Here is a 14,065-nt window from a genome sequence, read left to right as displayed (position 1 = left end):
GCGCAGTAGCCGGTCCAGCAGCGCATCTGCCTGGTCGCCAGACCTGCACATGCGCCCGGAGATTCGCGCGTTCCAGGGGTCGCCATGAAGCCATGCCTTGTTGCCAGCTGTATTGTGCTGTGTTGCGTCGTCGGCCATGCCCGCGCCGAAGATCCGATCGCCACCGACCGCCCTGATTTCGTCGAGTCCAGTCTCACCGTCGGCGACCGCCGGTTGCAGGTGGAAACCAGCGTCGCCTGGGAGCGCGATGCGTCGGTCGACGGATATTCCACGCCCACGCTGTTTCGCTACGGCCTGGGCCAGAGCTGGGAACTGCGGCTGGAAACCGATGGCTGGCAGCGCATCGACGCGCCCGGCGAGGCCAGCGTGAGCGGCATGTCCGATGTGTCGCTCGGGGTCAAACACCATCTTGCCGGGTCCGACGACGGCAAGGCCTCGCTGGCCTGGCTGCTGCATGTGGACCTGCCCAGCGGCGCCCGCGCCCTGCGTGGGCACGGTGCACGGCCATCGTTGCGGTTGGTGGCCGAATGGGAGCTCAGCGACAGCCTCTCGGCCGGGGTGATGCCCGGCGTGGTGTGGGACGACGATGGGCAAGGCAACCGCTACACCGCCGGCATCTTCGGCGCGGTGCTGGGCAAGGCCTGGAACGAGCGCGTGCGCTCCTTCGTGGAAGTGGCATTGCCGCAGGTCGCCAACAGCGAGGACGGTGGCACCGTGGCACTGCTCGATGTCGGCTCGGCCTGGCTGCTGAGCAACGATGTGCAACTGGACGCGGTGTACAGCCGCGGCCTCAACGATCGCTCACCGGATCACGCGCTCGGCGTGGGTCTGTCTTTCCGCTTCTGAAACAGGCCACACAATGAAGATCATGCACATGCTGGGGATCCTGGTGCTGGTGGCAGCGTTGGCGCTGCTCGCGCTGGGCGGCGTCGGCTACAACGGCCAGCGCGGCCTGCTCGACGCGATCGCCGCACAGGTCATCTCCTCCGATGCGCTGCGCAACCACATGCAGGCCGACATGATGCACGACGCCCTGCGTGGCGACGTCACTGCCGCCCTGCTGGCTGCCTCGCGCCAGGACGCCGCTGCGATCGCAGAAGCACGCAGCGCACTGGGCGAACACGCCACGGAATTTCGTCAGGCGCTGCAGGCCAACCGCAAACTGCCGCTGGACCCGGCACTGCGCAGCGATCTGGACGCGGCGGCACCGGCAGTGCAGGCCTATATCGGCGCGGCCGACCAGGTCATGACCCTGGCCGAAACGCAGGCCGACAGCGGCGCGGCCTACGCCGACTTCACCGCCAAATTCGCCCAACTGGAAACCCGCATGGGCGCGATCAGCGAGCGCATCCTGGCCTTGAACAAGGCCAATCGGCTCAAGGCCGAACAGGACAGCCACCGGGTGATGTGGCAGCAAGGCGGCGCGGTGGTGCTCGCCTTCGTCTGCCTGGCACTGGCCGCAGGCTGGATCCTGCGCTCGGTGTTCGGCCTGCTCGGCGGCGAGCCGCAGCTGGCCATGAGCGCTGCGCAGCACATCGCCGAAGGTCGCCTGGACCAGCCTATTCCGGTGGCCGCACATCACACGCGCAGCCTGATGGCCGCACTGGCACGCATGCAGCGCGACCTGCGCGAACGGCTGGAGCGCGAGCGCAGCATCGCTGCGGAAAACCTGCGCATCCGCACCGCGCTCGACAACGCCTCCACCGGCATGTACATCGCCGACCCGGACCTGACCATCATCTACGCCAACACCGCGCTGCGGACCTTGCTGCAGACCTATGCCGACGACATCCACGCCTGCGCGCCGGCGTTCGACCGCTCCAGCAATCTGATCGGCCAATCGGTGTCCATGCTGGAAGTGGGCAATGCGCAGGATGCGGAGATCTATCAACGTCTGGATCGCCAGGATTCGGCGCAACGCCAGGTGCAGTACCGCGCGGCATGCATCACCCAGGATGTTTCGGCGATCCGCGACCCGGCCGGTGCGCATCTGGGCTTTGTCTGCGAATGGCGCGACCGCACCGCCGAGGCACGCGTGGAAATCGACGTGGCCGATGTGGTGCGCAGCGCCGCGGCCGGCGACCTGTCCAGGCGCATCGACAGCGCCGGCAAGCAAGGCTTCTTCCTGCAGTTGGCGCAGCAGCTCAATGCGCTGCTCGATGCCAACGCGGTCAGCATCGCCGAGGTCTCGCGCCTGCTCAGCGCATTGGCCGATGGCGACCTGAGCGCGCGCATGCAGGGCGATTTCCACGGCGTGTTTGCCCGCATGCGCGACGATGCCAACACCACCGCCGAGCAACTGGCGCTGGTGATCGGGCGCATCCAGCAGGCAGCCGGCAGCATCCACACCGCTTCCAGCGAGATCGCCGCCGGCAACAGCGACCTGTCGCAACGCACCGAACAACAGGCGGCCAATCTGGAAGAAACCGCCGCCTCGATGGAGGAGCTGACCTCCACCGTCAGGCAGAATGCCGAAAGCGCGCGCCAGGCCAACCAGCTGGTGATCGGCGCGGCCGGCGTCGCCTCGCAAGGCGGTGCGGTGGTGGCCAAGGTGGTCACCACCATGTCCGGCATCGAGGTCTCGTCGAAGAAGATCGCCGAGATCATCAGCGTCATCGACGGCATCGCCTTCCAGACCAATATCCTGGCCTTGAACGCCGCAGTGGAGGCGGCGCGTGCCGGCGAACAGGGCCGCGGCTTTGCGGTGGTCGCCAGCGAAGTGCGCACGCTGGCGCAACGCTCGGCCGGCGCGGCCAAGGAGATCAAGCACCTGATTGACGACTCGGTGAGCAAGGTCGCCGAAGGCTCGGTGCTGGTGCAGCAGGCCGGCACCACCATGGCCGACATCGTGGCCAGCGTGCAGCGTGTCACCGACATCATGGGCGAGATCGCGGCAGCCTCGCAGGAGCAGTCGGCCGGCATCGAGCAGGTCAACCTCACCATCACCCAGATGGACGAGGCCACCCAGCAGAATGCTGCGCTGGTGGAAGAAGCCACCGCTGCCGCGCGCACCATGGAAGACCAGGCCGGTCAGCTGGCGCAGGCGGTGTCACGCTTCACCCTTGCCGATGCGCCGGCACCGATGGCGGCAGCGCCGACGGCCGCAGCGGCAGTGGCTGCGCTCAAGCGTGGCCCCGGCGCAGCGGCTACACGCAAGCCGGCAACCAGGCCGGTGGTCGCCACTGGCAACGACGGGCAGTGGCAGGACTTCTGAGCCACGCGTGCAGGCGGCCCAAGCTTGGGCCGCACCTGCGCGCTTGCCGCGCCACCGGCGTGCCCGCCCTGCCCGCCACGGCAGCGTAGCCGGCGGCCTGATCGCGGCATCCGCGAGCCGGCCGCCGCACCGTTCATCCTTCAAAGATAAAGAATCATGCCGGGCAGCCGCTAGCGTGCTGGAGAGCGTTCCTGCGCAATGCCCCGGAGTTACTGATGAACAAGTTCAACGATTGGCCGATCCGCCGCAAACTGATGTTTGCCTTTTGCCTGAGTGCCGTGCTGACTGCCCTACTCGGCGGGCTCGGCTTTTCGCGCATGCAGCAGATGCAGCAGCAGACCACCCTGATCAACCAGGACGTGGTGCCGGTGCTGAGCCGTCTGTCCGAGCTGCGTGGCTTTGCCGGCGAATTCCGCGTCTATGAAGTGGGCCAGTTCGTCAATCTGGACGATCCGGAACGCTATGCGATGTTCTTCAAGCGCATGGACGAGATCCAGGCCAAGTACGTCGAGACGCAAAAACTGCTGGACGCCAAGATCGGCGCCGGCTCGCCGCTGCAGGCCGAATACGCGAAGCTGAGCGATGCCAGCACGCGTTACTTCGCCGCCAACCAGCAGCTGCGCAAGCTCTATGCAGAACCCGACCGCGCTGCGGCGATGGAATTTTCGCGCAAGCAGTCCGGCGAGATCCGCAAGGAACTGTTCGCCTCGGTCGACAAGCTGTATGCACAGCAATCCAAGGCCCTGAGCGACATGGTCGCGGCCAGCGACGCCTCGTTCAAGCTGACCAGCGCGGTGCTGCTGATCGGCACGCTGCTGATGGCCGCGCTGTCGGTGACCTTTGGCTGGCTGATCGCACGCAGCATCACCAATCCGCTGTCCAAGGCGCTGGGCGCCATCAAGGCGGTCTCGCGTGGCGATCTGAGCGTGCAGGTCAACAAGACCAGCAACGATGAAATCGGCCAGATGCTCGAAGCCACCGGCGGCATGACGCAGATGCTGCGCCGCTTCAGCGACGAGACCGCGCGCATGTCGCACCTGCATGCGGCCGAAGACATCACCCACCGCATGCCGGAGGATTTCCCCGGCGTGTACGGCACGTTGGCCGGCGGCATCAACACGATGATCTTCGAGCATCTGGATGCCATCACCGACGCGGTGCGCATCCTCAACCAGTACGCACAGGGCGATTTGACCCAGGACGCACGCCGTCTGCCGGCCAGCCGCGCCATCCTGCATGAGGCGATGGATGCGGCCAAGGCCAGCCTGTTGTCGATCAACACCGAGATCAAGCAGCTGGCGCAGGCCGCAGCGGCCGGCGACTTCAGCGCACGCGGCGACGCGGCGCGCTTCAAGTACGACTTCGCGGTGATGGTGGCGGACCTGAACTCGATGATGGAGGTCAGCGACCGCAATCTGGGCAAGCTGTCGCAGCTGCTCGGCGCCGTGGCCGAAGGCGATCTGACCGCACGCATGGATGGCGACTTCCACGGCGTGTTCGCGCGCCTGCGCGACGATGCCAATGCCACCACCCAGCGCCTGACCGACATCGTCGGGCGCATCAAGCACTCCACCCTGGCCATCAACACCGCCGCTGGCGAAATCGCCGCCGGCAACCAGGACCTGTCGCAGCGCACCGAACAGCAGGCCGCCAACCTGGAAGAAACCGCCGCCTCGATGGAGGAGCTCACCTCCACCGTCAAGCAGAATGCCGAACACGCACGCCAGGCCAACCAGCTGGCGATCGGTGCCGCCGATGTGGCCTCGCACGGCGGCAGCGTGGTCGGCCAGGTGGTCACCACCATGTCCGGTATCCAGACCTCGTCCAAGAAGATCGCCGAGATCATCTCCGTGATCGACGGTATCGCGTTCCAGACCAATATCCTGGCCCTGAACGCAGCAGTGGAAGCGGCACGTGCCGGCGAACAGGGCCGCGGCTTTGCGGTGGTCGCCAGCGAAGTGCGTACGCTGGCGCAGCGTTCGGCCGGCGCCGCCAAGGAAATCAAGAGCCTGATCGACGACTCGGTCAGCAAGGTGGCCGAAGGCTCGGCGCTGGTGAACCAGGCCGGCACCACCATGAGCGAGATCGTCTCCTCGGTGCAGCGCGTGACCGACATCATGAGCGAGATCTCCGCCGCCTCGCAGGAACAGTCGGCCGGCATCGAGCAGGTCAACCAGACCGTCACCCACATGGACGAAGCCACCCAGCAGAACGCCGCGCTGGTGGAAGAAGCCACCGCCGCCGCGCGTTCGATGGAAGAACAGGCGCAGCAGCTCACCGAAGCGGTGGCCTTGTTCCGCCTGTCGGCCGAACTGGAAGCGGTGACGCGTGCCACGCCGGTGGTGCGCCAGATCGCTGCCAAGCGGCCTGCCGCCGCCAGCGCAACGGCGACCAAGCCGCCGGTCGCCAGGCCCGCTGCACGCGCCGCAGTGGCGCTGGCACCGTCCAACGAATCGGATTGGGCCGAGTTCTAGGAAACGCCGCAGCGGCCGCGCACTGGCCGCTGTGAAACACAAGCCGCGCTCCTGAAAGCGCGGCTTTTTTATTGCCGCATCGTTTTTAAAAGACATATCAACCCGATAGGCAATAAAACAACTTTAAAATAACCTTTTACTTATGTAGCAATATGCCTATTGTCGAGTTCGGCATTATCTCCGCCGGTAGCGATTACAAAACCCGATTAACTCCACCCCTGGCGACTTATATTTTTCACAAGCCTGACCGAGTTATATATTTTTTTGATATCGAGGTATTCAGTGATGCGATCGCGCGCCGTTACTGCGCATAGCGACATGTCACGCAGACACTGGTTGGCGTTGCCTGGTCGCTCCCATCCATCGCCTAAAGCCTTCCAGGATCTGTCATGACTGCACTTCTCCAACGCTACAACGTCGGCCCTCGACTAGCGGCGGCTTTTGCTGTCCTGATCGTATTATCCGGCATCATTGCGTTTATCGGTTACCGCGGCCTGACCTCTGCACGCGCGCTGGTGGACCATCTGGTGCACCAGAACATGGAGAAGATCCGCCTCTCCCACAACATGATGAATGCCAATTACATCATTGCGATGCAGATCCGCAACGTGGTCCTGCCGACCTCCAATGAAGATAATCTCAAGTTCATCGAGATCATCAAGACCGCGCGCGCCGATTACCTCAAGGCACGCGAAACGCTGTATGCAATTCCGCCTTCCGAGGAAGGCAAGGCCATCCGGGCGGAAATCGATCGCCGCCGTGCGGTCGCCAAGGTCCTGAACGACAAGGTCATGGATCTGGTCATGACCGGCCACAGCGATGAGGCGCTGCCCTTGCTGCTGACCCAGGCCGCGCCGGCGATGCAGCAATGGCAGGACAAGATCGCCGAGAACATCGCCCTGCAGGACAGGCTGGCTGGTGAGGCCTCTGCGGTCGCACTGCAATCCATGGACGACTCGCGCAAGCTGCTGGTCGGCGGCTCGCTGCTGGTGGTGCTGCTGAGCGGCGTGCTGGGCCTGCTGATCACCCGCAGCCTCACCCAGCCACTGAGCCGGGCCACCCGCGCAGCCGAGTCGATTGCCGGCGGCAAACTGGATAACGACGTCGACACCCAATTCAACGACGAAAGCGGCCGTCTGCTCAAGGCGATGAGCAAGATGCAGCTGCAGTTGCGCAACCTGCTCGCCGCGCAGACCGACATGGCCAAGCGCCACGACGACGGCCAGATCAGCTTCCGCATCGATGCCACTGCCTTCCCCGGCGAGTACGGCCGCATGGCGCACGACACCAACACGTTGGTGGGCTCGCATATCGCGGTGAAGATGCGCCTGGCGCAGATCATGGGCCGCTACGCGATCGGCGACCTGTCCGAGGATATGGAGAAACTGCCCGGCGAAAAGGCCGTGCTCAGCGAGACCATGGCGCAGGTCAAGGTCAATCTCGGTGCGATGAATACCGAGATCAAGCACCTGGCCGTGTCGGCGGCCAACGGCGACTTCAGTGCCCGCGGCGATGCCGAGCGCTTCCAGTACGACTTCCGCCTGATGGTGGAAAGCCTCAACAACCTGATGTCCACCGCCGACGGCAACCTGCAGTCGCTCTCCACCCTGCTGCAGTCCATCGCCGCCGGCGACCTCACCGCACGCATGAGCGGCGACTTCCGCGGCGTGTTCGCGCAGATGCGTGACGACGCCAATGCCACCGCCACGCAGCTGGCCGAAATCGTCAGCGGCATCAAGGCCTCGGCGGTGTCGATCAAGGGCGCTGCCAGCGAGATCGCGGCCGGCAACCAGGATCTGTCGCAGCGCACCGAGCAGCAGGCCGCCAACCTGGAAGAAACCGCCGCCTCGATGGAAGAGCTTACCTCCACCGTCAAGCAGAACGCCGAGAGCGCGCGCCAGGCCAACCAGCTCGCCATCGGCGCGGCCGGCGTGGCCTCGCAGGGCGGCGAGATCGTCAGCAAGGTGGTCGAGACCATGAGCGGCATCGAAGCCTCGTCCAAGAAGATCGCCGACATCATCTCGGTCATCGACGGCATCTCGTTCCAGACCAACATCCTGGCCTTGAACGCGGCGGTGGAAGCCGCCCGTGCCGGCGAGCAGGGCCGCGGCTTTGCCGTGGTCGCCTCGGAAGTGCGCACGCTGGCGCAGCGCTCGTCCGCGGCCGCAAGGGAGATCAAGGGGCTGATCGACGACTCGGTGCAGCGTGTCTCCGAAGGGTCGGTGCTGGTGCACAGCGCCGGCAAGACCATGGGCGAGATCGTGTCCAGCGTGCAGCGGGTCACCGACATCATGGGCGAGATCTCCGCTGCCTCGCAGGAGCAATCCTCCGGCATCGAGCAGGTCAACCAGACCGTCACCCAGATGGACGAGACCACCCAGCAGAATGCCGCGCTGGTGGAGGAAGCCACCGCCGCCGCACGTGCGCTGGAAGACCAGGCCACCCAGCTCACCGACGCGGTGGCGGTGTTCAAGACCGATGCCGGCTATGCCCTGGCGCCGGTGCGCACCGCCGCGGCGCGGCCGGTGGTGACTCCCGCGCTGAAGGCCAAGGTGGTCGCGGCCGGACGCACCGCCGCGTCCAAGCCGCGCCCCGTGGCCACCGCGCCGAGCAACGACGCCAGCTGGCAGGAGTTCTGAGCCAAGCGAGCACAACAGTCTGAATGGAGCCGGGCGGCATCGATGCTGACCGGCTCAAGGCATAACTGTTATCGGCCGATAGGCTGCGTACGCCTATGAGAACCCTCCATGACCACTTCGCCCGCGCTGTCGCCGCAGACCGCCCCACCCTCTCCGCAGCGCTGGAGCAGCCGCTGGGATGATCTGGCGATCGCCAGGAAGCTCGGCATGATCGGGATCCTGGCGCTGGCCGGCCTGGTCATTCCGGTACTGCTGTACAGCGGCAAGCTCAACGAAAGTGTGGCCATCAGCAGCAACGAGTTGCGCAGCTACGCGCCGCTCGGGCAGATGCTGGGCCTGATCACCGACCTGCACGCCGCCCACGTCGACAGCGGCAGCACCGCCCGCGCCGCGGCCACGCGCGCCGATCGCGATCTGCAACAACTGCTGGCCACCACCGCCACGATGCCGGGCTTCGAACGCAGCCAGAAGGCCTTGCTTGGCCTGCAGCAGCGTCACGTTGCCAGTGCCGCTGCAGACGGCTATGCCGCGGTCAGCGAGCAGGCGTTTGCTGCGCTCGACGCCTTGCGCGACGACAGCCAGCTGGTCTACACCCCCTATATCGAGAGCTACCACCTGGTGGTGGCCACGCTGATCTACAGTCCCGATGCCACCGAATCGCTGACCCGCCTGGATGCGGCCAGCGACCCGTCGCAGGCGGCCGACAGCCGCGCCATGCTGCGCGAACAGCTCGGCCAGCTGGCCCGCAGCCATGCGCGCTTCCGGCATGAGCTGGACAAGGCGATGGGCCTGCTGGAACAACCCGACCCCGCCCTGGCCGATGCCGCCAAGACCGAAACCACGCGTGCAACCGCAGCGCTGGCCGCGCTCGGCACCGCCCTGGACGGCAGCGACGCCAACGCCGACACCCAGTGGAACGCTGCGCTCGACGATCTCGGCCAAGCCATGCAGGCGCTCAGCAGCGTCTCGCTGCAGGCCCTGCAGCGCCAGTCCGAACGCCACCTGGCCGATGCCCGCAACGCGATGTGGCAGGCCATTGCCGGGCTGTCGCTGCTGGCGGTGCTGATCGCGGCGCTGGGCTGGTACACCTTGTCGCGGCTGACCCGCAACGTGCGCCGCGCCGCTGCGGTGGCGGCCAATATCGCCCGAGGCCAGCTCGGCGAACACATTGCCGCGCCCAGCCGCGATGAAACCGGCCAGTTGCTCGACAACATGCGCCGGATGCAGGAGCAGCTGCAGCGCGTGCTGGCAGCGCAGAGCGAGATGGCCCAGCGCCACGACGCCGGCCAGATCAGTTATCGCATGGACGCGGAGAGCTTCCCGGGCGCGTACGGCACCATGGTGCGCGACACCAATGCCCTGGTCGGCACGCATATCGCGGTGAAGATGAAGCTGGCGCAGATCATGTCGCGCTATGCCATCGGCGACCTGAGCCAGGACATGGACCGCCTGCCCGGCGAAAAAGCCGTGTTCAGCGACACCATGGATGCGGTCAAGCGCAACCTGTTTGCGATGAACAGCGAGATCAAGTTGCTGGCGCAGGCTGCGGCCAACGGCGATTTCAGCGTGCGTGGCGATACACAGCACTTTCAGCACGACTTCCTGGCCATGGTGCAGAGCCTCAACCAGTTGATGGCCACCGCCGATGGCAATCTGGGCGCGCTATCCAGCGTGCTGCGCGCCATTGCCGCCGGCGACCTCACCACCCGCATGCATGGCGACTTCCACGGCGTGTTCGCGCAGATGCGCGACGATGCCAATGCCACCGTGGCGCAGCTGGCCGATATCGTCGGACGCATCCAGCAGTCCACCGACGCCATCAACGATGCCGCCAGCGAGATTGCCGCCGGCAACCAGGACCTGTCGCAGCGCACCGAGCAGCAGGCCGCCAACCTGGAAGAAACCGCCTCCTCGATGGAAGAACTCACCTCCACCGTGCGCAACAACGCCGAGCATGCGCGGCGTGCCAACCAGCTGGTGGTCGGTGCCGCCGCGGTGGCCTCGCAAGGTGGCACGGTAGTCGGCGAAGTGGTCGGCACCATGGCCGGCATCCAGGCCGCCTCGCGCAAGATCGCCGACATCATCTCGGTCATCGATGGCATCGCGTTCCAGACCAATATCCTGGCCCTGAATGCGGCGGTGGAAGCGGCACGCGCCGGCGAACAGGGGCGCGGTTTTGCGGTGGTCGCCTCCGAGGTACGTACCCTGGCGCAGCGCTCGGCCGGCGCGGCCAAGGAGATCAAGCAGCTGATCGACGATTCGGTGAGCCGGGTCGAGCAAGGCAATGTGCTGGTCAGCCAGGCCGGCCGCACCATGCAGGACATCGTCGATTCGGTGCACAGCGTCACAGAGATCATGCACGAGATCAGCGAAGCCTCGCAGCAGCAGTCGCAGGGCATCGAACAGGTCGGCCAGACCATCGCGCAGATGGACCAGGCCACCCAGCAGAACGCCGCGCTGGTGGAGGAAGCCACCGCCGCAGCACGTTCGATGGAAGCACAGGCGCAGCAGCTACGCGATGCGGTGTCGGTGTTCCAGCTGCAGGCCGCTGCCAGGCCGGCCAGGCTGGTGCGCGCCGCGTAAGGCGGTTGCGCGCGCAGCTGCATGCGCGCGAGGCCGTACACATGTGGGCCAGCGCATAGGGCCCTCGTGCAACAGGGTCGCCGGCGCCGGTGTGCTGACCGATCGCGGCCGAGCAACACCGCCTGGGCCGCGCAATCAAGCGCTGCCTCCAGACTGGAACCAACGCAGCGGCATGACGTCCGCTGCGGACCCGACGTCAATCTGCCCGGCAGCCGTTTGATGTCTGGCGCAGGCAATGCCCTGCTCTCGCACGCCGCTGCGACAACGTCGCATAGCCGGCCCCATCACTGCATCGGCCAGGGATTTCCATCCGGCCATCTCGCAACGGCAACGTCGCACCGCGCCCAAAAGGGTGAGACAGATGTGAATCCGCCGATGGATGCATTGGTGTTGATAGCGCTCCCATCGACGTTTCCGGTCCATTTGTGCACATGCGCGTCACTTCAGTGACGGCCACCCATACGCAGCGGTGGGCACGCGTTCAGTCGTCCAGGCACCGGCCGTTACCTACCACGCACGCATACCTGCCTTGCAATTGCTGGGGTCACCACGCTGTGGCCCGGGTGATGGATCGGTTGGATGCCTGCCCGCTGCACCCGTGTACCGCCCACGCGTCCTCCCCGACGCGTCTTGTCCTTCCTTGCCAACTGCCTCGAGACCCCCCAAATGATCGCTCTTCTTCAACGGTACAACGTCGGCAAGCGCCTGAGCTTCGCCTTTGGCACGCTGATCCTGTTGTCGTGCGCGCTGGTCGCCGCCGGCCTCTACACGCTGGCGCAGGCCCGCGAACGCATGGACACGGTGGTCAACCGCAACATCACGATCATGCAGTACGCACAGGACATGACCAACGCCACCTCGGTCATCGCCGTGCAGCTGCGCAACATCGTCTTGCCGACCTCGCAAGAAGACAATCTGCGCTTCTACGCCATCATCAAGGACCAGCTGAAGCGTTACGAAGAGACCCACCGCAAGTTGTATGAATTTTCTGCCTCGCCCCAGGCCACCCAGATCCGCGAACGGATCGACCTTGCCAGCGACCAGGCCCGCAAGACCAACGAAGCGGTCGCGCAGCTGGGCCTGACCGGCAAGGCTGATGAGGCACTCAAGCTACTGCTGGAAAAGGCCGCACCGAACACGCAGAACTGGCAGGACGCGTTGACGGAGTATTCCGATCTGCAGCGTCAGCGCACCCAGGAAGCCTATGTGGCCACGACGGCAGAAATGGCCCGCGGCCGCGCGATGTTGATCGGCGGCGGCCTGGCGGTGGTGCTGTTCAGTACCCTGCTCGGCTTCCTGATCACCCGCAGCCTGGTGCGCCCGTTGACCCAGGCCACCCGCGCTGCCGAAGCGATCGCCAACGGCAATCTCGACAACGACGTGCGCACGCAGTCCAACGACGAAACCGGCCGCCTGTTGCAGGCCATGGATCGCATGCAGGGCCAGGTGCGCAACCTCATCACCGCACAGCTGGACATGGCCAAGCGCCACGATGACGGCCAGATCAGCTTCCGCATGGATGCCGGCGCCTTCCCGGGCGACTTCGGCCGCATGGCCAAGGACACCAACGAGCTGGTCGCCGCGCACATCAAGGTCAAGATGCAGACCATCCATCTGGTGGAGCGCTATGCGATCGGTGACCTGAGCGAAGACATGCCGCAGCTGCCGGGCGAAAAAGCCGCCATCACCACGGCAATGAATCAGGTCAAATTGAACCTGTCGACGATGAACGCCGAGATCAAGCAGCTGGCACTGGCCGCCGCCAACGGCGACTTCAGCGCCCGCGGCGATGCCGAGCGCTTCCAGTACGATTTCCGCGTGATGGTGGAAAGCCTCAATAACCTGATGGCCACCGCCGACGGCAACCTGCAGTCGCTGTCCGGCCTGCTGCAGTCGATCGCCGCCGGTGACCTCACCGCACGCATGAGTGGCCAGTACCAGGGTGTGTTTGCACAGATGCGCGACGACGCCAACGCCACCGCCGAACAGCTGGCCGGCATCGTGGGCCGCATCCAGACCGCTGCCGATGCGATCGGCCTGGCCTCGGGCGAAATCGCCTCCGGCAACCAGGATCTGTCGCAGCGCACCGAGCAGCAGGCGGCGAACCTGGAGGAAACCGCTGCCTCGATGGAAGAGCTCACCTCCACCGTCAAGCAGAATGCCGAGCACGCCAGCCAGGCCAACCAGCTCGCCATCGGCGCGGCAGCAGTGGCCTCGCAGGGCGGCGATGTGGTGGCCAAGGTGGTCACCACCATGTCCGACATCCAGAGCTCGTCGAAGAAGATCGCCGAGATCATCAGCGTCATCGACGGCATCGCCTTCCAGACCAACATCCTGGCCCTGAATGCCGCGGTGGAAGCGGCGCGTGCCGGCGAACAGGGTCGCGGCTTTGCGGTGGTCGCCAGCGAAGTACGCACGCTGGCGCAGCGCTCGGCCGGTGCCGCCAAGGAGATCAAGCACCTGATCGACGACTCGGTCGACAAGGTCACCCAGGGTGCCACCCTGGTCGACCAGGCCGGCACCACCATGGCCGAAATCGTTGCCAGCGTGCAGCGCGTCACCAACATCATGGGCGAGATTTCCTCTGCGTCGCAGGAGCAGTATTCCGGCATCGAGCAGGTCAACCAGACCGTGACCCAGATGGACGAAACCACCCAGCAGAATGCCGCGCTGGTGGAAGAAGCCACTGCCGCCGCACGGGCGATGGAAGAACAGGCCCAGCAGCTCACCGAAGCGGTGGCCGTGTTCAAGGTTGCCGAACACGCACCGGTGGCGCGCCAGTTGTCGGCCATTGCCAATGCGCCCGCCAACGCCCGCAGCACACCGCGCCCGATCGCCCGCACCAGCACGGCCGCGCCGGTGCGCCGCAGCACCGCTGCTGCGTCGGCAACGGCAAACGACGTGGGCGACTGGCAGGAGTTCTAAAACCGCCAGCAAGCACTGTCAGCACATCGACAGCAGTGCACGCCGGTTGTTGCAACCGGCGTGCACGGTGCGCGGGATCCATACGCTCGACACCACGCACGAGCACGCGGCCGTGCACTCCGCATCCGCAGCAAGTTCACCACGGCACCGCACACGCGGTGCCGTTTTACGTTGTGCGCGCCATGCCAGCTGCCCGCAAGCCCGCATGCACCGCGGCCAGCGTGAAATCG

6 protein-coding genes are annotated in these 14,065 nt (G+C 65.7%); all 6 read left to right on the top strand.

The window, feature by feature from the left end:
* Nucleotides 1-84: 84 nt before the first annotated feature.
* The 6 genes from AC1PLA_RS10070 (at nucleotide 85) to AC1PLA_RS10045 (ending at nucleotide 13,835) form a co-directional block, all read left to right on the top strand.
* Nucleotides 85-846, top strand: a complete 762-nt coding sequence (locus AC1PLA_RS10070) for a transporter (protein ID WP_228608959.1) — start codon at nucleotides 85-87, stop codon at nucleotides 844-846.
* A gap of 13 nt (nucleotides 847-859) precedes the next feature.
* The gene (locus AC1PLA_RS10065; protein ID WP_481106092.1) at nucleotides 860-3,214 is read left to right on the top strand and encodes a methyl-accepting chemotaxis protein; all 2,355 of its coding nucleotides are present in this window, start codon (nucleotides 860-862) and stop codon (nucleotides 3,212-3,214) included.
* Between the two features lie 215 nt (nucleotides 3,215-3,429).
* Nucleotides 3,430-5,688, top strand: coding sequence for a methyl-accepting chemotaxis protein (locus AC1PLA_RS10060; RefSeq protein ID WP_166773563.1), 2,259 nt, complete (start codon nucleotides 3,430-3,432; stop codon nucleotides 5,686-5,688).
* Between the two features lie 389 nt (nucleotides 5,689-6,077).
* Nucleotides 6,078-8,327 (top strand): methyl-accepting chemotaxis protein, encoded by a 2,250-nt coding sequence (locus AC1PLA_RS10055; protein WP_481106091.1) that lies wholly within the window; start codon nucleotides 6,078-6,080, stop codon nucleotides 8,325-8,327.
* A gap of 108 nt (nucleotides 8,328-8,435) precedes the next feature.
* On the top strand, nucleotides 8,436-10,910 hold the full coding sequence (locus tag AC1PLA_RS10050) for a methyl-accepting chemotaxis protein (protein ID WP_481106090.1): 2,475 nt from the start codon (nucleotides 8,436-8,438) through the stop codon (nucleotides 10,908-10,910).
* A 666-nt stretch (nucleotides 10,911-11,576) separates the two neighbouring features.
* Entirely contained in the window at nucleotides 11,577-13,835 is a 2,259-nt protein-coding gene (locus AC1PLA_RS10045) for a methyl-accepting chemotaxis protein (RefSeq protein ID WP_481106089.1), read from the top strand.
* Nucleotides 13,836-14,065 lie beyond the last annotated feature (230 nt).

The organism is Xanthomonas sp. NCPPB 1826, from assembly GCF_056725285.1.
Note: the sequence above shows the minus strand (reverse complement) of the source record. Positions and strands in the feature narration are given on the sequence as shown.

Excerpts from the sequence above, each read along its gene's own strand:
- AC1PLA_RS10055 (WP_481106091.1), top strand. The coding sequence starts at position 6,078 with ATGACTGCACTTCTCCAACGCTACAACGTCGGCCCTCGACTAGCGGCG.
- AC1PLA_RS10045 (WP_481106089.1), top strand. The coding sequence starts at position 11,577 with ATGATCGCTCTTCTTCAACGGTACAACGTCGGCAAGCGCCTGAGCTTC.
- AC1PLA_RS10060 (WP_166773563.1), top strand. The coding sequence starts at position 3,430 with ATGAACAAGTTCAACGATTGGCCGATCCGCCGCAAACTGATGTTTGCC.
- AC1PLA_RS10070 (WP_228608959.1), top strand. The coding sequence starts at position 85 with ATGAAGCCATGCCTTGTTGCCAGCTGTATTGTGCTGTGTTGCGTCGTC.
- AC1PLA_RS10065 (WP_481106092.1), top strand. The coding sequence starts at position 860 with ATGAAGATCATGCACATGCTGGGGATCCTGGTGCTGGTGGCAGCGTTG.
- AC1PLA_RS10050 (WP_481106090.1), top strand. The coding sequence starts at position 8,436 with ATGACCACTTCGCCCGCGCTGTCGCCGCAGACCGCCCCACCCTCTCCG.